This is a genomic window from Janibacter melonis, assembly GCF_003721155.3.
GTDB lineage: Bacteria > Actinomycetota > Actinomycetes > Actinomycetales > Dermatophilaceae > Marihabitans > Marihabitans melonis.
Map to the genome: position 1 here is coordinate 2647830 of NZ_CP044548.2, position 23736 is coordinate 2671565.

Annotated in this window: 23 protein-coding genes; 7 read left to right on the forward strand and 16 right to left on the reverse strand. The window is 74.0% G+C overall.

The window, feature by feature from the left end; genetic code table 11:
* Window positions 1–17 precede the first annotated feature (17 nt).
* The 3 genes from EEW87_RS12670 to EEW87_RS16840 are packed head-to-tail and all read right to left on the reverse strand — an operon-like array spanning window position 18 to window position 2912.
* Window positions 18–929 carry a DUF4097 family beta strand repeat-containing protein gene (locus tag EEW87_RS12670; RefSeq protein ID WP_123092702.1) on the reverse strand — a complete coding sequence of 304 codons (912 nt, stop codon included), beginning with the start codon at window positions 927–929 and terminating at the stop codon, window positions 18–20.
* Between the two features lies 1 nt (window position 930).
* Window positions 931–1611 (reverse strand): response regulator, encoded by a 681-nt coding sequence (locus EEW87_RS12675; protein WP_123092701.1) that lies wholly within the window; start codon window positions 1609–1611, stop codon window positions 931–933.
* The gene (locus EEW87_RS16840; protein ID WP_123092700.1) at window positions 1608–2912 is read right to left on the reverse strand and encodes a sensor histidine kinase; all 1305 of its coding nucleotides are present in this window, start codon (window positions 2910–2912) and stop codon (window positions 1608–1610) included. Before EEW87_RS16840 ends, EEW87_RS12675 begins: the two co-directional genes overlap by 4 nt.
* A gap of 203 nt (window positions 2913–3115) precedes the next feature.
* Here EEW87_RS16840 and EEW87_RS12685 point away from each other — a divergent pair, with 203 nt between their 5' ends.
* Both EEW87_RS12685 and EEW87_RS12690 read left to right on the forward strand, forming a co-directional pair.
* Window positions 3116–5341: an MMPL family transporter gene (locus tag EEW87_RS12685; RefSeq protein WP_123092699.1), complete on the forward strand. Its 2226-nt coding sequence runs from the start codon at window positions 3116–3118 to the stop codon at window positions 5339–5341.
* A gap of 242 nt (window positions 5342–5583) precedes the next feature.
* Window positions 5584–6411 (forward strand): oxidoreductase, encoded by an 828-nt coding sequence (locus EEW87_RS12690; protein WP_123092698.1) that lies wholly within the window; start codon window positions 5584–5586, stop codon window positions 6409–6411.
* Between the two features lie 201 nt (window positions 6412–6612).
* Here EEW87_RS12690 and EEW87_RS12695 read toward each other — a convergent pair whose 3' ends face one another.
* Window positions 6613–7041 carry an adenosine deaminase gene (locus EEW87_RS12695; RefSeq protein WP_123092697.1) on the reverse strand — a complete coding sequence of 143 codons (429 nt, stop codon included), beginning with the start codon at window positions 7039–7041 and terminating at the stop codon, window positions 6613–6615.
* Between the two features lie 68 nt (window positions 7042–7109).
* The gene (locus tag EEW87_RS12700; protein WP_123092696.1) at window positions 7110–7811 is read right to left on the reverse strand and encodes a hypothetical protein; all 702 of its coding nucleotides are present in this window, start codon (window positions 7809–7811) and stop codon (window positions 7110–7112) included.
* 79 nt (window positions 7812–7890) lie between these two features.
* Between EEW87_RS12700 and EEW87_RS12705 the strand changes: the two genes are divergently transcribed.
* The gene (locus EEW87_RS12705; RefSeq protein ID WP_123092695.1) at window positions 7891–8466 is read left to right on the forward strand and encodes a GNAT family N-acetyltransferase; all 576 of its coding nucleotides are present in this window, start codon (window positions 7891–7893) and stop codon (window positions 8464–8466) included.
* A 281-nt stretch (window positions 8467–8747) separates the two neighbouring features.
* Here EEW87_RS12705 and EEW87_RS12710 read toward each other — a convergent pair whose 3' ends face one another.
* The 4 genes from EEW87_RS12710 to EEW87_RS12725 form a co-directional block, all read right to left on the reverse strand.
* Window positions 8748–9224, reverse strand: a complete 477-nt coding sequence (locus tag EEW87_RS12710) for a hypothetical protein (RefSeq protein WP_148041600.1) — start codon at window positions 9222–9224, stop codon at window positions 8748–8750.
* Between the two features lie 33 nt (window positions 9225–9257).
* Window positions 9258–9542 carry a hypothetical protein gene (locus EEW87_RS12715; RefSeq protein ID WP_148041599.1) on the reverse strand — a complete coding sequence of 95 codons (285 nt, stop codon included), beginning with the start codon at window positions 9540–9542 and terminating at the stop codon, window positions 9258–9260.
* A 384-nt stretch (window positions 9543–9926) separates the two neighbouring features.
* Window positions 9927–10571, reverse strand: a complete 645-nt coding sequence (locus tag EEW87_RS12720) for a class I SAM-dependent methyltransferase (RefSeq protein ID WP_123092692.1) — start codon at window positions 10569–10571, stop codon at window positions 9927–9929.
* Window positions 10568–11125, reverse strand: coding sequence for a DUF4396 domain-containing protein (locus tag EEW87_RS12725; RefSeq protein ID WP_225985089.1), 558 nt, complete (start codon window positions 11123–11125; stop codon window positions 10568–10570). Before EEW87_RS12725 ends, EEW87_RS12720 begins: the two co-directional genes overlap by 4 nt.
* 52 nt (window positions 11126–11177) lie before the next feature.
* On the opposite strand from EEW87_RS12725, the gene EEW87_RS12730 reads away from it, so the two are divergent.
* Window positions 11178–12215, forward strand: coding sequence for an alcohol dehydrogenase catalytic domain-containing protein (locus tag EEW87_RS12730; RefSeq protein ID WP_123092691.1), 1038 nt, complete (start codon window positions 11178–11180; stop codon window positions 12213–12215).
* On the opposite strand, the gene EEW87_RS12735 is transcribed toward EEW87_RS12730, so the two are convergent.
* On the reverse strand, window positions 12196–13632 hold the full coding sequence (locus EEW87_RS12735) for a beta-propeller fold lactonase family protein (protein ID WP_123092690.1): 1437 nt from the start codon (window positions 13630–13632) through the stop codon (window positions 12196–12198). The two genes, EEW87_RS12730 and EEW87_RS12735, sit on opposite strands and share 20 nt — an antisense overlap.
* Entirely contained in the window at window positions 13629–14954 is a 1326-nt protein-coding gene (locus EEW87_RS12740) for a hypothetical protein (protein ID WP_123092689.1), read from the reverse strand. The genes EEW87_RS12735 and EEW87_RS12740 overlap by 4 nt, the downstream gene beginning before the upstream one ends.
* Before the next feature lie 137 nt (window positions 14955–15091).
* Between EEW87_RS12740 and EEW87_RS12745 the strand changes: the two genes are divergently transcribed.
* A complete protein-coding gene (locus EEW87_RS12745; protein WP_123092688.1) occupies window positions 15092–15658 on the forward strand; it encodes an NADPH-dependent FMN reductase in 567 nt (188 codons plus the stop codon).
* 161 nt (window positions 15659–15819) lie between these two features.
* On the opposite strand, the gene EEW87_RS12750 is transcribed toward EEW87_RS12745, so the two are convergent.
* From EEW87_RS12750 to EEW87_RS12770, 5 genes are all read right to left on the reverse strand, one after another.
* A complete protein-coding gene (locus tag EEW87_RS12750; RefSeq protein WP_123092687.1) occupies window positions 15820–17142 on the reverse strand; it encodes an enolase C-terminal domain-like protein in 1323 nt (440 codons plus the stop codon).
* On the reverse strand, window positions 17139–18632 hold the full coding sequence (locus EEW87_RS12755) for an aldehyde dehydrogenase (NADP(+)) (protein WP_123092686.1): 1494 nt from the start codon (window positions 18630–18632) through the stop codon (window positions 17139–17141). Before EEW87_RS12755 ends, EEW87_RS12750 begins: the two co-directional genes overlap by 4 nt.
* Window positions 18633–18643: 11 nt before the next feature.
* Window positions 18644–19576, reverse strand: coding sequence for a 5-dehydro-4-deoxyglucarate dehydratase (kdgD, locus tag EEW87_RS12760; RefSeq protein WP_068271292.1), 933 nt, complete (start codon window positions 19574–19576; stop codon window positions 18644–18646).
* A 148-nt stretch (window positions 19577–19724) separates the two neighbouring features.
* Entirely contained in the window at window positions 19725–20093 is a 369-nt protein-coding gene (locus EEW87_RS12765; RefSeq protein ID WP_123092685.1) for a universal stress protein, read from the reverse strand.
* Window positions 20090–21046, reverse strand: a complete 957-nt coding sequence (locus tag EEW87_RS12770) for a 2-hydroxyacid dehydrogenase (RefSeq protein WP_123092684.1) — start codon at window positions 21044–21046, stop codon at window positions 20090–20092. The genes EEW87_RS12765 and EEW87_RS12770 overlap by 4 nt, the downstream gene beginning before the upstream one ends.
* A 155-nt stretch (window positions 21047–21201) precedes the next feature.
* Between EEW87_RS12770 and EEW87_RS12775 the strand changes: the two genes are divergently transcribed.
* Entirely contained in the window at window positions 21202–22749 is a 1548-nt protein-coding gene (locus EEW87_RS12775; protein WP_123092683.1) for an ABC transporter substrate-binding protein, read from the forward strand.
* 52 nt (window positions 22750–22801) lie between these two features.
* Window positions 22802–23731, forward strand: coding sequence for an ABC transporter permease (locus tag EEW87_RS12780; RefSeq protein WP_123092682.1), 930 nt, complete (start codon window positions 22802–22804; stop codon window positions 23729–23731).
* Window positions 23732–23736 lie beyond the last annotated feature (5 nt).

Below are 23736 nucleotides of genomic sequence, written 5' to 3' on the forward strand. Positions count from 1 at the left end.
GGTGCTCCTCCTCGGGCTCAGTCGGCGTACTGGACCCGGGCGTCGCCGACCGAGCTGCTCACCGTCACCGAGCGGTCTGCGGTGGGGTCGTCGTCGACCTCGACGACGGGGCTGCCGACATCGGCCTGCACGTCGACCCGGTAGCGTTCGCTGCCGCGGGGCAGGACGAGGACCGCCTCGCCGACGTCGGTGCTCACGTCGGCCGAGCGGACGGGAGACGCCGCGACGACCCGCACCGAGCCGACGTCCGCCCGGGCGGTCACCCGCTCAGCGGTCGTGCCGACGACGCGGATCTCCCCGACGTCGGTCTGCACGTCGACGTCGCCGGAGGTGCCGGCGACGCGGATCTCGCCGACGTCGAGGTCGACGCCCACCTGCGTGCCCTCGGGCACGACGAGCACCCACCGCGTCTCGCAGGGGTTGCTGAAGGGCCCGCTGCGGCACTCGCTGCTGGCCACGACCTCGTCGCCGGCCGTGCTCACCGAGACCTCCGGCCGCACGAAGCTCCACCGCGTCGTGCGCACGAGCGAGGGTCGCTCGCCCGGGTCGGCGGCGCGGACCTGCACGGACCCGGTGCCCCCGGCGACGCGCAGGCTCGTCATCCCGACCGGGAGGGCCTGCTCCTGGCGGTCCTCCTTGGTGATCATCGGCCCGACGAGTCCCGACATCACGCCGAGGACGAGCAGGGTGGCGAGGACCCCGGCGACGAGCCGGACGAGCCAGGCGAGAGACCGGGTCGTCGGGCCGCCGCGCGGGCGCTGGGTCGGTGCCCCTTGGCCGGGGGCGCCGGGTGCACCGGAGGTGCCGGGCAGACCGGGCAGGGCCGCCGGGCCGCCCGCACCTGCGGGTCGTGCCGTCGGCAGGGTCGCGGTCGGGGTCGAGCCCGCGGGGGGCGGGGGGACCGGCTGGGTGCGGTCGTCGGCGGCCATCTCAGCGCTCCTCTCCGTGGTCGAGCCAGCGCAGGACGGCGAGCACGCGGCGGTGGTCGCCCTCGGCCGGCGGCAGGTCGAGCTTGGTGAAGATCGAGGAGACGTGCTTCTCGACGGCCCCGTCGGAGACGAAGAGGGCGGCACCGATCGCGGAGTTCGTCCGGCCCTGTGCCATGAGCCCGAGGACCTCGCGCTCGCGGGGGGTGAGGGCGGCGAGCGGGTCGCGGTTCGCGGCCCGCGAGAGCAGCTGGCCGACGACCTCGGGGTCGAGGACGGTGCCGCCGCCGTGCACCTCGTGCAGCGCGGCGACGAAGTCGCCGGTGTCGGCGACGCGGTCCTTGAGCAGGTACCCGACTCCGCGCGGCCGCGAGGCGACGAGCTCGGTGGCGTACTGCTCCTCGACGTACTGGCTGAGCACCATGACGGCGGTGTCGGGGTGCTGCTCGCGCACGACGAGCGCGGCCTTGATCCCCTCGCTCGTGTACGTCGGCGGCATCCGTACGTCGACGACGACGAGGTCGGGCTCGTGCTCGGCAACCGCGCGCAAGAAGCTCTCGGCGTCGCCGCACGCGGCGGCCACGGTGATGCCGGACGCGCCGAGCAGCCGCACCAGCCCGTCGCGCAGGAGGACCGAGTCCTCGGCGAGGACGACCGTGAGGTCGGTGGGGGTGGGGGTGGTCATGACTGGCTCCTGCCGGGACGAAGGGGGAGGACGGCGTGCAGGGTGGTGGGCCCGCCGGCGGGGGAGGTGACGTAGAGCTGGCCGTCGACCGCAGCCACGCGCTGCTGCAGGCCGGCGAGCCCGGTGCCGCGCGAGGGGTCGGCACCGCCGCGGCCGTCGTCGCTCACGGTGAGCGCGAGCACCTCGCCGTCGGCGGCGGTCGCGCGGCTGACGTCGACCGTGGCCGAGGTGGCCGCGGCGTGCTTGGCGACGTTGGTCAGCGCCTCGGAGACGATGAAGTAGGCGATCGCCTCGAGCGTCGGGTCGACCCGGCCCACCCCGCGGACGGTGACGGAGACGGGCAGCGGGCTGCGGTTGGCGAGCGCGGAGAGCGCGGCGTCGAGCCCGCGGTCGGCGAGGATCGGGGGGACGATGCCACGCGCCACCTGGCGCATCTCGACGATCGCCTCCTTCGCCGAGGCGTGCGCCTCGTCGACGAGCTCGCGGGCCGTGGCGGGGTCGCGCTCGAGGGCGTCGCGGGCCATGCCCAGGCTCATCGCGATCGAGACGAGCCGCTGCTGGGGACCGTCGTGCAGGTCGCGCTCGATCCGGCGGCGCTCGGCCTCGACGGAGTCGACCGTCTCGCGCCGGCTCTCGGTGAGGGTGTCCACCCGGGCGCTCAGCTGCTCGACCTCCCGGCGGCGGTCAGCCCCCAGCAGCCACCGGGCGAGGTTGACGTCGACGGCGGCCAGGGCGCGGGCGGCCAGCGGCAGCAGGAGCAGGACGACGACGCCGATCGCGGTGCCGACCCACGGCCCGCTCCCGTCGCCGATGGGGATGCCCCAGAAGATCCGGACCGTCTCGACGTCGACGCCGAGCCGGATGAGGGGCAGCAGCGCGAGGAGCAGGGCCTGGGCGAGGACGGCGAGCGTCACGGCCCCGATGAAGGTGCCCCACAGCGCGTGGAGCGCCCAGTACGCGGCGGCCCGCCAGTCGGCGGGGTCGAGGACGAGCCGGCGCCACAGCGGCTGGTCGGTGCGCACCGTCGGAGGGTCGATCGTCGCGCCGGTGAGCGCGCCGACGCGGTGGCGCTCGGCCCGACCGAGCCAGCCGCCGAGCAGCAGCGTGCCGACGGCGAGCGGCAGGGTGACGAGGGCACCGGGCAGGCTGACGATGCTCGCGAGGAGCACAGAGGACAGCACGATCGCGACGGCACCGGTGAGCAGGTCGGTGAGGAGCAGGGCGAGCGAGCCCCAGCCGCGCACCCAGGTGCGGGCCAGGCCGGGTGGGTGCGTCGGGGTGGCGACGGCGGTGCTGGTCATGACGACAAACCTAGGAGGACCGGCTCGTCACGTCTGCCCCGCGGGCACCCAGGTCGGGGGTGGGGCTGGCCCCACCCCCGAGGTGGGGTCGGCGGCGGTGAGGACGGGCGCCGGCACCAGTGCGGCGCACGGGTGCCCGGCGAGAGGTTGGAGGCGCACGACCACGCCACGTCTCACCCCTTCGCCACCCCATGGAGCCACCCATGTCCGTGCTCACGCCGCACCGCGACCCTGCACCGCCCACGCCCCCGCCGACCCCGGCGTCGACCCGCCCGGTCGGGTCCCCGCTCGCCCGGTGGTGCGCCCGCCACCGGTGGGTCGTCCTCGCGCTCGCCCTCGTCGCCCTCCTCGGCGGCGGGGCCGCCGCGAGCCGGGACATCGTCACGACCCCGCCCGAGGCCCAGCTCGTCGGCGACTCCCGCGCGGCGGTCGACATCCAGATGGCGTCCGACCTCGGCGGCGCCCCCGTCGAGCACGTCGTCGTCACCGCGCGGGACGGCTCGATGTCGGTGGCCGAGCGGACCGCTCTCGGTCGCGAGCTCATCGCCGCCTACGAAGGGGTCGACGGCGTCGCCTTGGTCGGCGACCCGGTCCCCGGGGCCGACGGCGCGAGCGTCGTGCTGCCCGTCGAGCTCGACGCGGTCTCGAGCTCCGGCGGTGCAGAGGCCGAGGGACCGAGCGCCTCCGACGTCGTCGGCCCGGTCCTCGCCGTGACCGACGACGTGCGCGCGGCCCACCCCGATCTCGAGGTCGGGCAGGTCGGCGAGGGGTCGGCCTCCCTGGCGCTCGACGAGTCGATGGGCGAGGACTTCGCCCGGGCCGAGCTCTTCAGCATCCCGCTGACCCTCGTCATCCTCGCGATCGCCTTCGGCGCGGTCGTCGCCGCAGGCGTGCCGCTCGTGCTCGGTCTGCTGAGCGTCGTCACGGCGATGGGCATCACGGCCGCGCTGAGCCGTGGTGCCGTCGACGTCGACCCGAACGCCCAGAGCCTCGTCCTGCTCATCGGGCTGGCCGTCGGTGTCGACTACGCGCTCTTCGTCCTGCGCCGCGCCCACGAGGAGCGGGCCGCGGGGGCGAGCGTCGAGGACGCCATCGCCGTCGCCGGTGCCACCGCGGGTCGGGCCGTCGTCATCTCCGGCGTCACCGTCGTCGTCGCGATGGCGGGGATGCTCGTCGCGGGCGGGCTCTTCGCCTCGCTCGCGGTCGGCACGATCGTCGTCGTCGCGCTCGCCGTCGTCTTCTCCGCCACCGTGCTGCCGGCCCTGCTCGCCGTCCTCGGCGACCGGGTCGACGCGCTGCGGCTCCCCTTCGCCCGGCGCCGAGAGGCGCGCCGCGCCGCCGGTCGCTCCGTCTGGGGCCGCGTCGCCGGTGTCGCCACCCGCCGCCCGCTCGCGTGGGCGGCGGTCGTCACCGCGCTCCTCGTCGCGCTCGCCGCCCCCGCGCTCGGCATGAAGACCGCGCTCGGCGGGGTCGAGACCCTGCCCCAGGACCTGCCCGTCGTCGCCGCCACGCACCAGCTCGAGCGGGCGATCCCGAGCGACGGCACCGCCGTCCAGGTCGTCGTCAGGGCTCCGGCCGGCAGCGAGGCCGAGGTGGCCCGGGCGCTCGAGGCGTCCTCGGGCGACCTCGCCGCTCTGCCGCACGTCTCCGGGGTGGCGCCCCAGCCGCAGGTGTCCGGCGACGGCACGGTGAGCGTGCTCGACGTCGGTGTCGGCATGAGCGCGTCCGACGAGCGCCTGCCCGGCGTCGTCGCCCAGGTGCGCGACGAGGCCGACGACATCCGCGCGGAGCTCGCGGACGTGCCGGGCGCGCAGGTGCACGTCGGCGGTCAGGCCGCGTCGACCGACCTCACGCAGTGGATGGACTCGCGCCTGCCGTGGGTCGTCGGCTTCGTCCTCGCGCTGACCTTCGTCGTCATGGCGCTGTCCTTCGGGTCGCTGTGGCTGGCTGCCGCGACGATCGGGCTCAACCTGCTCTCCGTGGGCGCCGCGTACGGCGTGATGACCGCGATCTTCTCCGGCACGTGGGCCGAGTCGGTGCTCGACTTCGACTCGACCGGTGCGATCGCGGCCTGGTTGCCGCTGCTGATGTTCGTCGTGCTCTTCGGGCTGTCGATGGACTACCACGTCTTCGTCACCAGCCGGGTGCGCGAGGCGCGGCTGGCCGGGTCGTCGCCGCGCGAGGCCGTGCGTCTCGGGGTGGCCCGCTCCGCCGGGGTCGTCACGAGCGCGGCGGCGGTGATGATCGGCGTCTTCTCGATCTTCGCCACCCTGTCGGTGCTCGACATGAAGCAGCTCGGCGTCGGGCTGGCCGTCGCGATCCTCCTCGACGCGACCGTCGTCCGCGCGCTGCTGCTCCCCGCGGTGCTCGCGCTGCTCGGTGACCGGGCCCACCGCGGCCCGCGGTGGCTGCCGGCCTTCCACCACTGAGGGGCTGACGGTCCCCCTTCGCCCCCACCCCCCCAACCACCCACCACGCCGAACCCCGCTCGTGGTCCGTGAGCCCCGCTCGTCGCCGCCCCGCGAAGAGCGGGCATGACGGACCACGAGCGGGTCTCGGCGGGCGAAGGGGGGAGGGGGGCGAGCCGGCGCGAAGGGGGGACGTCGGCCGGCGAAGGGGGACCGTCGTGGGTGACGATGGGAGCCCGCCCTCACCCACCGCAGGAGCTGTCATGGCCGGTCCCACCTCGTCGCCCGTCGCGATCGTCACCGGTGCCTCCTCGGGCATCGGGGCGGCCACCGCCCGCCGTCTCGCGCGGGCGGGCTTCGTCGTCTACGGCGCCGCCCGCCGGGCGGACCGCCTCGCCGAGCTCGGCGACGGGGTGCGCCCCCTGGTCCTCGACGTCACCGACGACGCGAGCATGGTGGCCGGGGTGGAGCGGGTGCTCGAGGAGCACGGCCGGGTCGACGTGCTCGTCGGCAACGCCGGGTACGGCTCGTACGGGTCGGTCGAGGAGGTGCCGCTCGACGAGGCCCGGCGCCAGCTCGAGACCAACGTCATCGGCCTGGCCCGGATGATCCAGCTCGTGCTGCCGACGATGCGTGAGCAGGGATCTGGCCGGATCATCAACGTCTCGTCGATGGGCGGGCGCTTCGCCGGGCCCTTCGGCGGGTGGTACCACGCGAGCAAGTTCGCGCTCGAGGGTCTCAGCGACTCGCTGCGGGCCGAGGTCGCCCCCTTCGGCATCCGGGTGAGCGTCGTCGAGCCCGGCGCCATCAAGACCGAGTGGGGCGGGATCGCCACCGACTCGGCGGTCGAGGTGTCGGGCGACGGGCCGTACGCGGCGCGGGTGCGGCGGATGGCGAAGGGGCTGTCCAGCGGCATCGAGCGCATCGCGTCGTCGCCGGACGTCGTGGCCAAGGCCATCGAGCACGCCGCCACCGCCGATCGTCCCCGGATCCGCTACGCGATCGGCGCGGGCGCGAAGCCGGCGACCGTCGCCGCGAGGGTCCTGCCGGCCCGGGTGCTCGACGTGCTCGTCGCGCGCGGGATGGGCTGAGCCCGCCGCCCCCCCGCCGCCCGCGGCACGGGCTGAGCCCGCCCGCCGCGCCGAGACCCGCTCGTCGTCCGCGAGGCCCGGTGCCCGCCGGTCGGCGAGGAGCGGGTGTCACGGACCACGAGCGGGTCTCGGCGTCGCAGGCACTGTGAGTGCAGGGGGGAGGGCTGGGGGTAAGAGGAGGGTGGCGGGTTCGGGTGCCGCTCAGACCGTGTCGTCGAGGGGCTCGTCACCCTCGACGTGCATCGCGGCCTCCTCGGCCGGGTCGTCCTGCGAGACGTGCCGCTCGTCGGCCGCGGAGTCGGAGACGAAGTCGTCCTCGGCCGGGATCGACAGCGGGTCGTCGCCGCCGACGCGCGGCTCGCGGTCCAGGCCGCTCTCGTTGTCGGGGGCGCCGTAGGCGGTGCCCTCCTCGGGCACCTCCTGCGCGATCCGCTCGTCGATGGTCTCCTCGCCCTCGGCCCAGCCGGCCATCTCGCGCTCGGTGTTGCGCGGCTGCATGTCGGGGGGCGTGATGGGCAGGTCGTCGGTCTCGTCGGAGCCGATCCGGACGTCCTGCTGAGCCTCGTCGAGGTGCTCGTCGAGCCCGACGATCTCGCGGTCGGTGTTGTCGCTGGTGGGCTGGTCGCTCATGCCTCCACCCTGACACGCGGGGGGTGGGCCGACGGGGGTTCTTGTCCACCCCGGCTGCCCGCGAGCGGCTACCCCGGCAGGAGCGAGATCTTCTGCCAGATCTTCGCGGCGAGGCCCGAGCACAGGGTCTCGACGTCGGAGACGGTGTCGAGGACGACGTCGTCCTCGCTCGCCTCGGCGCACAGGGCGGCGACCTTGCCGGTGAGCGAGAGCAGCTCGGAGCAGTAGTCGAGGTACTGCGCCATCTGGGCGCGGGTCATCGCGTCGCCGACCGAGGCCTCGGTGGGGACGTACGCGGGGTTGAGGTGCTCGGGGTCCTTCGTCAGCTGATGCATGTCGATGACGTGCGCGAGCGAGCGCAGCCGGTGCAGCAGGGCGAGGATCCGGGCGCGCTCGAGCCGCGAGGGCAGTGCGAGGAGGAACCACACGGCGATCGCCGCGAAGACCACGTCGTTGATGCCCGACTCGACGAGCGGCACCCAGCGGCCGGCCTCGCCCTCGTAGGTGCCCATGACCTCGCGCAGCACCGCGGCCACGACGTAGAGCGTGACGCCGACGATGACCAGCCCGAGCGCGAAGGACATCCACCGCGTCATCCGCAGCCGCACCCGCGAGGCCCCGGAGACGTCCTCGACCTCGTCGGCGAGCATCGACAGCTCGCGGGCGACGCGAGGGAGGTTGCGGTCCGGGAAGCGCGTCGTCACGCGCTCCTCGAGGGTGGCGATGGTGGCCTGGACGCGGTCGGCGTCGAGGCGGTCGAGGCGAGGCACGCAGGAAGGGTAGGTCGTGGGTCGCCGCGTGGCAGCCGCGGTGCCATGCTCGACGCGACGCCGAGCGAAGGGGGCAGCCGTGGCCTTCGAGACCCATCCGCTGACCCCCGCACGCTTCGAGGACTTCGCCGACGTCATCAACCCGAACCGCCGTGCCACCCACTGCTGGTGCCTGTCGCACCGGTTGCGCGCGGGCGAGATCGAGGAGCTCGGTGGCGGCAGCCGCGAGGAGGCGATGCGCGCGCTCGCCGCCCGCCGCAGCCGCCCCGGCGTCATCACCTACGACGACGGCGTGCCCGTCGGGTGGTGCCACATCAGCCCGCGCGAGGAGATTCCGCGGCTCGTGCGCTCCGAGCTCATCCGCCCCGTCGACGACGTCCCCGTCTGGTCGATCATCTGCCTCGTCGTGCGCGGAGGGCACCGGCGAAGGGGTGTCACCGCCCACCTCGTCGACGGTGCGGTCGCGTACGCCCGCACCCGCGGGGCGCCGGCGGTCGAGGCGTACCCCGTCGACCCGGAGGGCCGGATGGACACGACGATGGCCTTCGTCGGGACACGGGCGATCTTCGAGCGGGCGGGCTTCGAGCAGGTCGGCGTGACCGACGCCGTCGCCTCGAAGATGCCCCGCATCGTCATGCGGCGCAGCCTGGTCTAGGGGCTCAGGCCGGCGTCGGACCTGGGGGACGACGGGACCCCGCCGCGCTCCTGACTCCCCCCTTCGCCGAGGTACCTGACTCCCCCCCTTCGCCGAGGTACCTGACTCCCCCTTCGCCGAGGTATGGCAGATCGGCCCCGGATCCACGGATCCGGGGCCGATCGCCATACCTCGGCGGGGGTCGTGGGCCACGCGCGGGTCATGGACCCCGCACGCAGTCCTGCTCCCCGCGGGTATCGACCGGCCGCCATGCACGGGACGTGGCGAGGCGACGGGGCGGACTAGCCGGCGGCGGGGACCCGGTCGAGGTGCTTGATGTCGTCGGGCAGGCCGGAGCGGGAGAACTCGCCGTCCCGCTCGCCGCCGGGCAGGAAGTGCGGCTCGATGACGAAGTCGCTGCTCTCGTCCGTCCCGTAGCTCGGCTCGGTGACCTGCGTCCCGATGAGCATGGTCCGCCCGTCGCACTCGACGACCACGGCCATGCTCCGCATCTGCGGTGTGATCGCACCCGGGGCGACCTCGGCGGAGTCCTCGTCGACGGAGCACCGGGTGTGGAAGTCGTCGAGCACCGCCATCTGCGCAGCGCTCGGCGCGGGCTCGAAGAGCTCGGGGTGCTCCGAGACGGTGCCGTCCGCGACGGCCTCGGCGAAGTCGTCCGCCGTGTCGTGCGCGCTGCGGGCACCGCAGGACGCGAGCGTCATCACCCCGAGCACCGTCGCCGCCGCCGCACCTGTCCTGATCCCCCAGCTCGCACGCATGGACCAGATCGTAGGTGGCGTCGGGGGCGGTCATCACCAGCTGTTGACGACGACGGCCACGTCTGCCCCGCAGGTCTGCTCGACCCGGTCGAGCACCGAGGCGTTCGTGGCATCCGTGACGCAGCCCTGGTCGTCGAGGCCGGTGACCGTGAAGGTCTTCAGCGCGTCGTTCATCGACGCCAGGCGCCCGGTCACCAGACGTGCGCCGTCGTCGCTCTCCTGGACGTCGCCCCCGCACGCACCCAGCACCACGAGGCCGATGCTCAGCGGGAGCGCGCGGAGGGTCCGGCCTCGGCGTGCGCGTGCCAGCACTGTCATGGCGTGACGCTAGCGGGGCTCGCGGCCGCGGGGACGGCACCCGGCGAGCCCGTCGTCTGATCGAGACCCGACCGGGTGCGGTTCTACTCTTCGTGGGTGGACGAACTGCCGGTCAGGCATGGCACGGGTCGGCGCGCGGAGACGTGCGCCGAGAAGGGCAGGAAGTAGACCCCGGTCATGCTGCACGCACCCGGCCGCTGCCCGGGCAGCGCGCGGGCGACGACCGTTGCCGTCCCGCCGCACTCGTCCGGTCCCGCGATCGCGGGACCGGCGCGAAGGGGGTGACCCCGGTGGTCGTCGTACCCGCGGGTCACGACCGAGGCGTGGTCTCGAGGCTCCGGCCCTGGCGGGCCTCCGCGCCTCGACCAGCAAGGGCCCGCCGCCTCAGGTCTCGCGACGGACCAGCACGGCGGCCTGGCCGTCCTGCTCGGCGCCCACCGGGCCCCGTCGCATCACCGCGACCTCGACGAGGCCGGCTCGGGCGAGCATCGACAGCACCGCGTCGGGCTCGCGGTGCCACCGGGGCAGGTGGTCGACGGCGAGCCCGCGCTCGCGCATCCGCTCGCCGAGGTCGCGCACCCCCGACCCGGTCTGGAAGCCCACGAGCACGAGCCCGCCGGGCCGGACCACCCGCGCCATCTCGCGCACGGCGCGCGCCGCTTCGGCGTCGTCGAGGTGGATGAGCGAGTACCACGCGAGCACCCCGTCGTACCGACCGTCGTCGCCACCGAGGTCGACGAGCGACTCGGTCTCGAAGCGGATGTCGGGGTGCGCGGCTCTCGCCTGCTCGAGCATCCCCGGCGAGACGTCCACGCCCTCGACGACCGCCCCTCGGTCGGCGAGGTAGCGGCTCATCCGGCCCGTGCCGCACCCGGCGTCGAGCACCCGGGCGCCCGGTCCGAGGAGCTCGACGAGGTGGTCGACCATCGCCAGCTCGGGCGCGCTCTCGGGCTCGGTCGTCGGGTACGCGGCCGCGTACGCCTGCGCCATCGCGTCGTAGGCCGCGCGCACGTCATCGGTGTCGCTCACGACAGCACCGACCCGATCGCGGCGGCGAGCCCGCCGAGGAGGAAGCCGACGATGCCGAAGACGAGCGGGCGGTTGTCCATCGCCGCGTGCCCGGTGGCCTCGTGGGTGATCGCATGGCCCCGGCCTCGTCGCAGCAGGTAGCGGTTGACCGGCAGCGCGGCGAAGAACGCGACCGTCAGGGCGAGCCCCATCGAGACCCAGAAGAGCCAGTCGCCCAGCCCCGCCTCCATCGCGCCCGGCACGAGCCACATGACCGCGTTGTCGACGACCTCCATCGTCGCGATCGAGAGGGTGTCGGCAGCGAGCACGAGGGTGAGCGCCGAGCCCAGGGCGACTCCGGCCCGCACCAGGGGCAGGGCCGACAGCGAGTACCCGAAGACGAAGGCCAGCGCGATCGCGAGAGCCGTGGTGCCGAGCGTGTGCCATCCCAGCGCCGTGCCGATCATCAGACCGGCGATCTCCCCGATGGCGCACCCGGTGAGGCAGTGCAGGGTCGCGCTGACCGCCATGCCGGACATGTCGTGCGCGTCCTCGGGGTGAGCGGTGGTGTCCATGATCGTGACAATATACCCCATAGGGGTATGTGCGCCAGGCATCATGACGCCCATGCGCGCCGTCCTCGTCACCCGCACCGGAACCCGCCCCGAGGTCACCGAGGTGCCCGACCCCGTGTGCCCGTCCGACGGCGTCGTCGTCACCGTGACGGCGACCGGGGTCTGCCGCAGCGACTGGCACGCATGGATGGGTCACGACCCGGTCGAGCTGCCCCACGTGCCCGGTCACGAGCTCGTCGGCACGATCCGCGAGGTCGGCCCCGAGGTCGCCCGCTGGCAGGTGGGGGAGAGGGTCACCGCTCCCTTCGTCTGCGGATGCGGCCGGTGCCAGTGGTGCGCGCAGGGCGACGGCCAGGTCTGCCCCGACCAGACCCAGCCCGGCTTCACCGGGTGGGGCAGCTACGCCGAGCAGGTCGCCCTGCACGCCGCCGACCACAACCTCGTCGCCGTGCCCGAGGGCGTCGGCGACGTCGAGGCCGCGGCACTGGGGTGCCGCTTCGCGACCGCCTACCGCGCCGTCGCCCAGCACGGCGGGGTCGCTCCCGGCGACGAGGTCGCTGTCCACGGCGCCGGCGGTGTGGGCCTGTCCGCGCTGCTCGTCGCGCGCGCCCTGGGCGCCCGCGTCACGGTCGTCGACGTCGCGCCGAGCGCGCTCGAGCTGGCCCGCACCCTCGGGGCCGACGCGGTCGTCGACGGGTCGGGGCGCACCCCCGAGGAGGTCGCGGCCGAGGTCGTCGCGGCGACCGGCGGTGGTGCCCATCTCTCCCTCGACGCCTACGGGTCCGTCCCCACCGCGCGGGCGAGCGTCCTCTCCCTTCGCCGCCGGGGGCGTCACGTCCAGGCCGGTCTGCTCCTCGGCGACCAGGCCGACGCCGCCCTGCCGATGGACCCGGTCGTCGGGTGGGAGCTGTCGGTGCACGGGACCCACGGCCTCGCGGCCGCGGACTACCCCGCGATGCTCGACCTCGTCGCCGACGGGATCGACCTCACCGCGCTCGTCGGGCGGGTCGTCGGCCTCGACGAGGCCCCGGACGCGCTCGTCGCGCTGGGCGCGGGCGCGCCCGCCGGCATCACCGTCGTCCGGCCGTGACCGACGACGGGCTCACCTCGCGCACCGAGACCACCCAGGAGTGCACCGAGTCCTCGCGGTAGCGCGACCGGCGTGAGGTCGTCGACCGGCCGTCGACCGACGCGCTCATCGCGACGAAGCCGTCGGGCGAGACGGAGCTGCCCGGCGACAGCCCGCGGTCGGTGCTCACGACGAGCTCGCCGGTGCGGGTGTCGAGCACCTGGACCTTCGTGCGCAGGCGGTTGCCGGTGAACCACGAGCTCTCCTTCGTCTCGTAGAGGACGAGGGCCCGGCCGCGCGGCTCGTTCGTGGCGATGCGCATGCCCTCGGGCACCTCGACGGTGCCGAGGTCGCGCTCGGTGAGCGCGTCGCGGACGGCGAGGGTGTCGCCCGTGCGGGTCAGCACGAGCCGGTCGTGGCTGACCGACCCGCCGTCGGGCACCTGCTGGTCCTTGCCGACCGGGGGAGCGTCGACCGTGACGAAGGTGGACCCGTCGAGCAGGCGGACCGAGTCGCCGCACTCGACGGTGAGCACCCCGTCCTCGGAGAGACGACCCTGGGTGTCGCCCGGGTTGCCCAGCCGGGCGCCCGGGCAGGTCGTCGTCGCGACCGTGCGCCCGGTGCGCAGCGAGGTGACCTCGACGGTGTCGCCGTCGCGGCGCATCGCGCGCTCGCCCTGGACGACGACCCGGCCGGTCGTCCGGTCGGTGAGCTTCGCGACGGTCGCGCCGGTCGCGAGGTCGAGGACGTCGGTGCGGGTCTGCGAGGGGTGGATGGCGACGTAGCGCTGCTCGGGCTGGGCCATCGAGCGGTAGCCCGCGACGTCGGCCTCGCAGCCCACCTCGGTGTCGTGCGTCCAGGCGACCCGCCCGTCGTCGAGCCCCACCGCCGCGACGACGGTCCGCCCGCCCGGCGCCTCCTCGTCGAGGCGCCCGCCGTCCGTCGACAGGCAGGTCGCGACGACGACGTGCTCGTCCGACAGCGCGACGAAGACGGCGTCCTCGCCGGCGACGAGGCGGCGGTCGCCGAAGGCGACGAGGAGATCTCGGGCGCTCGCCTCGATGCGCGTGCCGTCCTCGCTGATGATCGTGACGTCACCGCCGAGCAGCGAGATGGCCCGCCCGTCGGAGGTGATGGCGTCGGGGCTGTCGAAGGAGGGCATCGACCACTGCCGACCGGTCGGCCCGTGGACCATGAGGACGTCCGCGTCCCCCTTCGGGGAGGTGGAGAACCACCCGCCGGGGCCCATCGTCACGAAGCGGCTCTCGCCGGACCACACGACGCCGACGGCGTCGTCGGGTCCGGTGAGGTCGTCGACCCCGGCGGCCCGCTCGGCCCGGCTCGGGCCGAGGACGCCGGCGCCGAGGAGCACGACGAGCAGGGCGACGACGGCCACCGCGACGCCGACGAGGACCCGGACCGGGCGCGCGCGGCTCATCGGGCCACCCCGACGACCCAGTGCGTCTCGTGGTCCGCGGACTCGACGAGCGCGTAGCCGTCGGGCGTGACGTCGGCGCTGAAGTCCAGGCGCCCCGTCGCGTCGGCGACGAGGTCGCCGGTCTGCAGGTCGACGAGACGCATCGACGAGGCGTGGTCGTCGCCGACCTCGGCGAGCACGAGCAGGCGGCCACCGGGCTGGTACGCGGCGACGACGGCGTCCTCGGACTGCATCGCCACCTCCTGGTCGGGCCGCTCGCCGAGCAGGTCGCGCACGTGCAGCGTCGTGCCCTCGCGGGTCAGCGCCAGCCGGCCGCGGGCGACCTCGCGACCCTCGGAGAGGGGCTCGTTGATCCCGCCCCCGTCGTCGGGGCCCTCGACGAGCTGCTCGCCGTCCCACACCCAGGAGCGCTCCATGCACCCGGCCGAGAGCGCGCCGAGCTCGCTCACCTGCCCGTCGATGCCGATGTCGTCGCCGAGCGAGGCGACCCGGCACTCCTGCTCGTCGAGCGTACGACCGGAGCGAAGGGAGATCGCCCGCACCCGGTCGCCGACGGTGACGAGCGCGTCGTCGCCGCGCACGGCGACGTCGTGGATCTCCAGGCCACGCCACCGCTGGGCGACGTCGCCGTCGGAGAGGTCGACGGCGAGGACCTCGTCCGGGGTCTCGACGAAGGTGTACCGCTGGGCGGGGACATGGCGCGCTTTGTAGGTGGCGACCTCGGGGTCGCAGGAGGCGGCGACCCGGGTGGCCCACGAGACGTCGCCGTCGTCGAGCGCGACGCCGGCGAGCACGGTGACGTCCTGGGCGGCGCCGTCGGACTCGTCGGTGAGGCAGCTGCGCACGACGGCGTGGGTCGCGCTCGCACCGACCAGCTCGAGCCGCTCGCCGGGCCACAGGTCCTCGCCGTAGGCCTGCGCGACGTCGCGCACGTCCGCGCGCTGAGTGCCGTCGGCGGTGCGGATCTCGACGGCGTCGCCGTCGAGCAGGAGCACCGTGCCGTCCTCGGTGAGCAGGTCAGGGGTCGCGCTGAGGCCCGACTCCATCTCGGGCACCTCCCACGACGCGTCGGTGCCCACCTGGCGCACGAGGTCCGGCGCCCCGCGCCGTCCCGACTCGTAGTACCACCCGCCGGGCCCGATCCGCACGAGGGCCTCGCTCGTCAGCGCGACCTGGCCGGTGACCTCGGTCGTGGGGTCGAGGGCGCGCCAGGCCAGGCCCGCGGTCGCCGCGACCGCGACCCCGGCGGCGAGCACGCCGGCGACGACGAAGGGGGTCTTGCTGCGCGGGGTCGTCAGGTCGGCGATCTCGTGCGGGCTCATGGCGACATCGTCTCCCGGCCGCCGCGGCCGTCGGTACCCCACGAAACGACGGCGATTGGGACCGGGGGAATGGATCGGCTATCGTGTTAGTTGAGAGTTAAACCAATGCACGTAGCATCACCGAAGGAGAGCACCACATGAAGATCGGCATCATCGTCGGCTCCGTCCGCGAGGGCCGCGCGGCCCGCACCGTCGCCGAGTGGGTCCAGGCCACCGCCGACCAGCGCGAGGAGGCCACCTTCGAGATCGTCGACCTCGCCGACTTCGACCTGCCGATGCTCACCTCGCCGGTCATCCCCGGCATGGCGAACCGCCAGTACGACGACGAGCGCGTCGTGCGCTTCGGCCAGGCGATCGACCAGTACGACGGCTTCGTCTTCGTCACCCCCGAGTACAACCACTCGATCCCCGGCGCCTTCAAGAACGCCTTCGACTCCCTCGCCCCCGAGTGGATGGGCAAGACGGTCGCCTTCGTCTCCTACGGCGCCGACGGCGGCATCCGCGCGGTCGAGCACTGGCGCTCCGTCGTCGCGAACTTCTCGATGCACGCCGTGCGTCAGCAGGTCGCGCTCAGCCTCTTCACCGAGCTCGGCCAGGACGGCCTGCAGCTCCAGGAGCGTCGCGCCGGTGAGCTCGACGTCCTCGTCGACCAGCTCGTCGCCGCGACCCGCGCGCTCGTCCTGCAGGACCAGCCCGTCGCCTGACCGGCCCCGCCAGACCTCGAGCTACGGCGCGGTACTGGTCGCGATCGCGACCAGTACCGCGCCGTAGCGCGCGGCAGAGCGTGCACCGTGGTGGCACGGCCCGTCGGACGACGAAGGGGACCCCGACCGATCCGGTCGGGGTCCCCCTTCGTCGTCTCGGCTCAGCGCACGAGGGCGGGACGCTTCGGGTCGAAGGTCCAGCCCGGCACGAGGGCCTGCATGGCGATCGCGTCGTCGCGGGCGCCGAGCGCGTGCTCCTCGTACAGGGCGTTGGCCTCGGCGAGTCGCTCGCGGTCGAGCGTCACCCCGAGCCCCGGGGCCGTCGGCACCTCGATCTGCCCGTCGCGGATCTGCAGCGGGTCGGTCGTCAGCCCTTGCCCGTCCTGCCAGATCCAGTGCGTGTCGAGCGCGGTGATCTCGCCCGGGGCGGCCGCGCCGACATGGGTGAACATCGCCAGCGAGACGTCGAAGTGGTTGTTGCTGTGCGAGCCCCACGTCAGCCCGAACTCGTGGCACATCTGCGCGACGCGTACCGAGCCGGCCATCGTCCAGAAGTGCGGGTCCGCGAGGGGGATGTCCACGGCGTTCGTCCGGATGGCGTGCGCCATCTGGCGCCAGTCCGTCGCGATCATGTTCGTCGCCGTCCGCAGACCGGTGGCCCGCTTGAACTCCGCCATGATCTCGCGACCCGAGTAGCCCCCTTCGGCACCGCACGGGTCCTCGGCGTAGGCGAGGACGTCACCGGTGCCACCCAGCAGGCGGATCGCGTCGGCGAGCAGCCACCCGCCGTTGGGGTCGAGCGTGATCCGCGCGTCGGGGAAGCGCTCGTGCAGCGCGGTGACGGCCGCGACCTCCTCCTCGCCGGGCAGCGCGCCGCCCTTGAGCTTGAAGTCGGTGAAGCCGTACCGGGCCTGCGCAGCCTCGGCGAGACGCACGACGGCCTCGGGCGTCATCGCGACCTCGCGGCGCACCCGCTCCCAGTCGTCGGCGCCGTCCGGCTCGCGCAGGTAGGCCCCGCCCACCTCGTCGGGGTCGGCGACGTAGAAGAGGTAGCCGAGCATCGGCACGTGGGTGCGCTGCTGGCCGTCGCCGAGGAGCTCGGCGACGGGCACGCCCTGCTCCTGGCCGGAGAGGTCGAGCAGCGCGGACTCGAGCGCGGTCACCGCGTGGATCGTCGTGCGCAGGTCGAAGGTCTGCAGCCCGCGCCCACCGGAGTCCCGGTCGGCGAAGGCGGCGGCGACGTCGCGCAGCAGCGAGCGGAAGCGGGCGACCGGCTGACCGACGAGCAGCTCGGAGGCGTCGAGGACGGTGCGCCGGATGGCCTCGCCACCGGGCACCTCGCCGACCCCTTCGCGACCCTGCGAGTCGGTGACGATCGCGATGTTGCGGGTGAAGTACGGGCCGTGGCACCCGCTGAGGTTGAGCAGCGCCGAGTCGTGCCCGGCGACGGGCACGACCTCGACGCGGGTGATCGTCGTGCTCACGCCTGCAGCTCCCCGTCGACGCGCCGCAGCAGACCCCACGGGTTGTCGTCGCGCAGCGCCTCGGGCAGCACGTCGGACGGGACGTCCTGGTAGGCCACCGGACGCTGGAAGCGCTCGATCGCCAGCGAGCCGACCGAGGTCGTGCGGCTGTCGGAGGTCGCGGGGAAGGGACCGCCGTGGACCATCGCGTGCCCGACCTCGACCCCGGTGGGCCAGCCGTTGAAGAGGATGCGTCCGACCTTGCGCTCGAGGGTCGGCAGCAGCGCGCGTGCCGCCTCGGCGTCGCCCGCGGCCGCGTGGACCGTCGCGGTGAGCTGGCCCTCGAGGTCGGCGAGCGAAGGGAGGAGGCCCTCGACCGAGTCGTAGCGGATGACGACGCCGGCGGGCCCGAAGACCTCGTCGGCGACGACGGGGGAGTCGGCGGAGGCGGCCTCGGTGAGCTGCGGCGCGGGGGCGTCGGAGCCCTCGCCGGCCGAGCCGGTCGCGAGCACCGTCATGCCGTCGCCGGAGGACTGGCGGGCCGTGCCCTCGGCGTACGCCTGGGCGATGCCGGACGTGAGCATCTGCGTGCCGGAGGCCTGGCCGACCGCCTCGGCGGCGGCGGCCACGAAGGCGTCGCCCGCCTCGCCGCGGGGCAGGAAGAGCAGGCCGGGGTTGGTGCAGAACTGGCCCGCCCCGAGGGTCAGCGAGCCGACGTAGGCCTGCGCCAGCGCGGCGACGTCGCCCTCGAGCGCCCCGGGGAGCACGACGACGGGGTTGATCGAGGACATCTCGGCGTAGACCGGGATCGGCACCTCGCGCTCGGCCGCGGCACGCACGAGGGCGAGACCGCCGCCGCGCGAGCCGGTGAAGCCGACGGCGGTGATCCGCGGGTCGCGGACGAGCTCCTGGCCGAGCTCGATCCCGTCGCCGAGGAGGAAGGAGAAGGTGCCGGCCGGCAGACCGGCGCTCGCGACGGCGCGGGAGACGGCCTTCGCGACGAGGTAGCCGGTGCGCGGGTGGGCGGGGTGACCCTTGACGACGACCGGGCAGCCGGCGGCGAGCGCGGACGCGGTGTCGCCGCCCGCGGTCGAGAAGGCGAGCGGGAAGTTGCTCGCCCCGAAGACGGCGACCGGGCCGAGCGGGATCATCCGCTGGCGGATGTCGGCGCGGGGCAGCGGCGTGCGGTCCGGCTGGGCCGGGTCGACCCTCACGCCGAGGTGGTCACCGCGGCGCACGACGCCGGCGAACATCCGCAGCTGGCCGGTCGTGCGACCGACCTCACCGGTGATGCGGCCCTGGGGCAGGTGCGACTCCGCGACGGCGGCCTCGACGAGGGCGTCGGTGTCGGCCTCGATCTCGGCGGCCACCGCCTCGAGGAAGTCGGCGCGCTGCTGCGGGGTCGTCGCGCGGTACTGCGCGAAGGCGTCCTCGGCGGCCTGGGTGGCGGCGGCGACGTCGGCGGTGGCGCTCTCGGCGCCGGCGACGATCGAGGTGGGCTGGTCGGTCATGTGGTGTCCTCTCAGCGGGCGGTCTCGACGAGGCGGGTGCGCTCGACGAGGGTGGCGAGCTCGGCGCGCTCGTCCGGGCGGAGGTCGGTCAGCGGCGGGCGGACCGGGCCGGCGGGACGGCCGATGGCCTCGAGCCCGGCCTTGACGATCGAGACGGCGTACCCGGGGGTGCGGTCACGGATGTCGAGGTAGGGCAGGACGAACTCGCGCAGCCGACGGTAGACCTCGTCGGTGTCCTGGCGGCGCACGGCGTCGTAGAAGGCCACGGCCCACTCCGGCACGAAGTTGAAGAGGGCGGAGGAGTAGGTGCTCACGCCGAGCTGGAGCAGCGGCAGGGCGAAGGTCTCCGCGGTCGGCAGGCCGCCGATGTACATGAGGCGGTCGCCGACGGTGGCGTAGGTGCGCGTCATCTGCTCGACGTTGCCGATGCCGTCCTTGAAGCCGATGAGGGTCGGGTTGGCCTCGGCGAGACGGGCGACGGTCGGGGCGTGGAGCACGGCGTTGGCGCGCGAGTACACGACGACGCCCAGGCCGGTGGCCTCGCACACGCGGCTCACGTGCTCGTAGAGGCCGTCCTGGCCGGCCTCGGTGAGGTAGGGCGGCATGAGCAGGATGCCGTCGGCGCCGGCGTCGGCGGCCGCGCGGGCCTGGGCGACGGCGTTGACGGTCGCGCCGGTGGCGGGAGCGAGGACCGGGGTGCGCCCGGCGACCTCGGAGACGGCGGCGCGCACGACGGCGTCGGTCTCGGCGAGGCTGAGGCTGAAGCCCTCGCCGGTGCCGCCGGCGGCGAAGAGGCCGGCGACGGGGTGCTCGGCGAGCCAGGCGAGGTGCTGGCGGTACGCGTCGAGGTCGAGCTCGAGGTCGGGGGTGAAGTGCGTGACCGGGAAGGAGAGCAGTCCGCTCTTGAGCTGCTCGGCCAGGTCTGCGGGGCTGTAGGCGGTCACGCTGTCGTCCTTGTCGTCGTACCGGTGGGGGGTTCGTCGATCACGCTAGGAGGGGTGGACGATGCCTGTCCAAGCCCAAAGATGTATCCCGCAATACCCCCCGGGCATCGCTGTCGCGCGACGACGACGCCCGGGGAGCGCGCGGACGTCAGCGCCGCGGTGCGACCTCGGGCTTGACGGCGACGACCGGGCAGCCCGCCTCCAGCAGGAGGCGCTGGGCCGTGCTGCCGAGGAAGAGCTTGCCGACGGGGGACCGGCGGCGCAGGCCGATGACGAGCATCTGGGTGTCGTCCTCGTAGGAGCGGTCGAGCAGCTCGGTCTCGGCCTGCCGGTCGTCACCGACCTCGACGACCTCGGCCTCGGCCCCGGCGGCGGCGAGGGCGTCGTCGGCGTCGGCCCGCTCGGCTGCGGGGACGACGAGGACGAGCTCGCTGCCGTGGGCCCGCCCGTGCGAGACGGCCTCGGCGAGGGCGGCGCGGCCCGCCTCGGTGGCGCGGTAACCGACGACGACCTTCATCGGGTCACCTCCGGCACCGGGGTGAGCACGGACCCGCGCTCGAGGAAGGCGTCGAGGTTGTCGAGCACCATCTGCTCCATCGCGGCCCTCGTCTCGTGGGTACCGCTGCCGAGGTGCGGCAGGAGGACGACGGAGTCGAGGTCGAGCAGGGCCTGCGGCACCTGCGGCTCGTGGGCGAAGACGTCGAGCCCGGCGCCCCGGAGCCGGCCGGCGAGCAGCAGCTCGACGAGCGCCTCCTCGTCGACGACCGACCCCCGCGCGACGTTGACGAGGAACCCGTCGGGGCCGAGCGCCTCGAGCACCTCGTGGTCGACGAGGTGGGTGCTCGACGGTCCGCCGGCCGCGGTGACGACGAGGACGTCGACGCCGGCGGCGAGCTCGCGCGGGGTCGCCGCGTAGGTGTAGCCGACCCCGGGCACCTCGCGCCGGCTGTGGTAGCTGATCGGGCAGCCGAAGGCGGACAGCCGGGTGGCCACGGCCTGGCCGATCCGGCCGAGCCCGAGGATGCCGATGCGACGGCCGCTGAGCCGGTGCATGAGCGGGTAGGGGCCCTGCGCCCAGTCGCCGCGGCGCACGAAGCGGTCGGCGGCGCTCAGCCCGCGGGTGACGTCGAGCGCCAGGCCCACGGCCGTATCGGCGACGCAGTCGGTGAGGACGTCGGGGGTGTTGCTCACCGTGATGCCGCGCTCGACGGCGCGGGCGACGTCGGTCGTGTCGTAGCCGACGCCGAAGTTGATGACGGCGCGCAGGTCGGGGAGGCGCTCCATGAGCGCGGCGTCGACGCCCGTGCGACCGGAGGTCACCGCGGCGGTGACCCCCGCTGCGTGCTCCGCGAGGAAGTCCGCGGACGCCTCCCCCGGCGGCAGCTCGAGGGCGCGGTACCGCGTGCGCAGCGTCTCGGACAACGATGGCTTGAGGGGGCCGACCTGGAGGACCCGGGGAGCTTCTGTCATGCGCTCGACGATAGCGGTGTCGTATATATCTGGACAGAGTTCATGGATGTGAACTCTTGACGGCGGGGTGATCGACCCTTAGCGTTCCACCACCGGAACGTCATCCACATCCGTGAACGACCGGCGCCAGCGATGTCGCCGAGCCAGGAGGCCCCATGGCGCAGCGTCGTCCCTCGTCCCGAGGCCGGGTGCGCCTGACCGCGCTCGCCGCCACGCTCCCGCTGCTCGCCGCCTGCTCGGTCGGCTCGGGCGAGTCCTTCTCCACGGACGCCCTGCGGGTCGTCCTCTCGCAGGAGCCACCGTCGCTCGAGCCGTGCGACTCCTCCCTCACCGGCACCGGTGTCGTCGTCCGCTCGAACATCACCGAGCCGCTCGCGGAGCGCAACCCCTCGACGGGCGAGCTCGAGCCGCTGCTGTCCACGGGGTGGACCTCCTCGGCCAGCGAGCGCACGTGGACCTTCGAGCTGCGCGACGACGTCCGCTTCTCCGACGGGTCGACCTTCGACGCGAAGGACGCGGTCCACTCCATCGACCGGGCCGTCAACGGCGACCTCGCGTGCAACGTCGAGGGCTACGTCTTCGGCGACACCGACCTCGAGGCCGAGGCGGTCGACGCGACGACGCTGCGGGTCACCGCGCCCGAGGCCGACCCGATCCTCCCCCTTCGCCTCTCCTTCGTCGAGATGGTGCCCGAGGAGACCGACGGCGAGGCCAAGGTCCGGCAGTCGATCGGCACCGGGCCCTACCAGGTCGACTCCTGGCGGGCCGGCACGAAGCTCAGCCTCTCCGCGAACCCCGAGTACTGGGGCGACGCCCCCGACTTCGACCGCGTCGAGTACCAATGGCGCGGCGAGGGCAGCGTGCGGGCCGCGATGGTCGAGCGCGGCGAGGCCGACGTGGCGACCAACCTCGGCCCGGAGGACGGCTCCGAGGAGCTGACGACGACCTACCCGAACAACGAGACCGCCGCGCTGCGCATGCAGATGGAGCAGCCCCCGCTCGACGACCGCCGGGTGCGCGAGGCGATCGCCTACGCGGTCCCGCGCCAGGCCCTCGTCGACGAGCTCTACCAGGGCGAAGGGGAGGTGGCCGCCCAGCTCATCCCGCCCGGCGTCGTGGGCCACGACGACGACCTCGAGCCCTGGCCGACCGATCTCACCAAGGCCAAGCAGCTGCTCGCCGAGGCCGAGGCCGACGGCGTCGACCTCAGCCCGCAGATCCGGCTCGTGGGTCGCTCCGGGCAGTTCCCGCTCATCGACGAGACCATCCAGGTCATCCAGCAGCAGCTGAGCGGCCTGGGCCTCGACGTGAAGATCGAGATGACCGACACCCTGGGCACCGTGGCGCTGCAGGAGCGGCCCTTCCCGCAGGACTCCGGGCCGTACCTGCTGATGATCCAGCACGGCAACCAGGCCGGTGACGGCATCTTCACGATGGAGCAGTACTACCTCAGCGAGGGCAACCAGAGCGCCGGTGGGACGACGGAGCTGGACGAGATGATCGAGAGCGCCTCGCAGGACACGGGGGAGGGCCGGCAGACGAAGCTCGAGAAGGTCTTCCAGACCGAGCCGAAGACCTCGACCCAGTTCGCCTTCATCGCCCACCAGCGCGCCACGATGGCGCTCGCGCCGCGGGTGTCCTACGAGCCGAACTCCGCGACGGGCGACGAGATGCGCCTCGCCGAGTTCACCCGAGACCAGTGACGGGCGCCGCCATGACCGCCACCGCCACGACGACCCGGACGAAGGCCCACCCATGCTGAGATTCCTGCGCCGTCGCTCGCTGACGAGCGTCCTGCCCCTCGTCGTCGTCCTGCTCGGCGTCTTCGTGCTCGCCCGGCTCACCGGCGACCCGTCCGCCCTGTACCTGCCGGAGTCGGCGACGCCCGCCCAGCGGGCCGAGTTCGCGGCGGCCAACGGCTTCGACGACCCGATCCACGTGCAGATGCTCGACTACCTCAAGGGCGTCGTGCAGCTCGACCTCGGTCAGTCGCTGCGCACCGGCGAGGACGCCGGGACGATGGCGCTGCGCGCCTTCCCCGCGACCCTGCAGCTGGCCGGGGCGACGATGCTCATCGCGATCGTCCTCGCGATCGTCATCGGCAGCTGGGCGGCCTACCGGCCCAACTCGATCGGCGACCGGATCGCCTCGACCCTGTCGATGATCGCCGCGAGCGTCCCCGACTTCTGGCTGGCGATCATGGGCGTGTGGATCTTCGCCGTCGTGCTCGGCATCCTGCCGACGTCGGGCGTCGACTACGGGATGGCGTCCTGGGTGCTGCCGGTCGCCGTCCTCGTCGTCCGGCCCCTCGGCGTGCTCACCCAGGTGGTGCGCGGCGCGATGGTCTCCGCCCTGTCCGCCCCGTACGTGCGGCTCGCCCGCAGCAAGGGCGCCTCGGACACCCGCGTCGTCACCCACCACGCGCTGCGCAACGCGGCCGCCCCGGCCCTCACCGTCGCCGGCGACCTCACCGTCGGCCTCGTCAACGGCGCCGTCGTCGTCGAGACGATCTTCGGCTGGCCGGGCATCGGCAAGCTGATGATCGACTCGATCGTCGGCCGTGACTTCGCCGCCCTGCAGGCCGCGGTGCTGCTGACCGCGGTCGCCATCTTCGTGCTCAACATCGTCATCGACATCGGTTACGCGCTCCTGGACTCCCGGGTCCGCGAGACGGCCACGGCCTGAGGAGG

Bases quoted from the DNA above. Each gene is read 5' to 3' on its own strand.
- EEW87_RS12670 (WP_123092702.1), bottom strand. From the start codon at position 929: ATGGCCGCCGACGACCGCACCCAGCCGGTCCCCCCGCCCCCCGCGGGC.
- EEW87_RS12675 (WP_123092701.1), bottom strand. From the start codon at position 1,611: ATGACCACCCCCACCCCCACCGACCTCACGGTCGTCCTCGCCGAGGAC.
- EEW87_RS16840 (WP_123092700.1), bottom strand. From the start codon at position 2,912: ATGACCAGCACCGCCGTCGCCACCCCGACGCACCCACCCGGCCTGGCC.
- EEW87_RS12685 (WP_123092699.1), top strand. From the start codon at position 3,116: ATGTCCGTGCTCACGCCGCACCGCGACCCTGCACCGCCCACGCCCCCG.
- EEW87_RS12690 (WP_123092698.1), top strand. From the start codon at position 5,584: ATGGCCGGTCCCACCTCGTCGCCCGTCGCGATCGTCACCGGTGCCTCC.
- EEW87_RS12695 (WP_123092697.1), bottom strand. From the start codon at position 7,041: ATGAGCGACCAGCCCACCAGCGACAACACCGACCGCGAGATCGTCGGG.
- EEW87_RS12710 (WP_148041600.1), bottom strand. From the start codon at position 9,224: ATGCGTGCGAGCTGGGGGATCAGGACAGGTGCGGCGGCGGCGACGGTG.
- EEW87_RS12715 (WP_148041599.1), bottom strand. From the start codon at position 9,542: ATGACAGTGCTGGCACGCGCACGCCGAGGCCGGACCCTCCGCGCGCTC.
- EEW87_RS12725 (WP_225985089.1), bottom strand. From the start codon at position 11,125: ATGGACACCACCGCTCACCCCGAGGACGCGCACGACATGTCCGGCATG.
- EEW87_RS12730 (WP_123092691.1), top strand. From the start codon at position 11,178: ATGCGCGCCGTCCTCGTCACCCGCACCGGAACCCGCCCCGAGGTCACC.
- EEW87_RS12735 (WP_123092690.1), bottom strand. From the start codon at position 13,632: ATGAGCCGCGCGCGCCCGGTCCGGGTCCTCGTCGGCGTCGCGGTGGCC.
- EEW87_RS12740 (WP_123092689.1), bottom strand. From the start codon at position 14,954: ATGAGCCCGCACGAGATCGCCGACCTGACGACCCCGCGCAGCAAGACC.
- EEW87_RS12745 (WP_123092688.1), top strand. From the start codon at position 15,092: ATGAAGATCGGCATCATCGTCGGCTCCGTCCGCGAGGGCCGCGCGGCC.
- EEW87_RS12755 (WP_123092686.1), bottom strand. From the start codon at position 18,632: ATGACCGACCAGCCCACCTCGATCGTCGCCGGCGCCGAGAGCGCCACC.
- EEW87_RS12765 (WP_123092685.1), bottom strand. From the start codon at position 20,093: ATGAAGGTCGTCGTCGGTTACCGCGCCACCGAGGCGGGCCGCGCCGCC.
- EEW87_RS12770 (WP_123092684.1), bottom strand. From the start codon at position 21,046: ATGACAGAAGCTCCCCGGGTCCTCCAGGTCGGCCCCCTCAAGCCATCG.
- EEW87_RS12775 (WP_123092683.1), top strand. From the start codon at position 21,202: ATGGCGCAGCGTCGTCCCTCGTCCCGAGGCCGGGTGCGCCTGACCGCG.
- EEW87_RS12780 (WP_123092682.1), top strand. From the start codon at position 22,802: ATGCTGAGATTCCTGCGCCGTCGCTCGCTGACGAGCGTCCTGCCCCTC.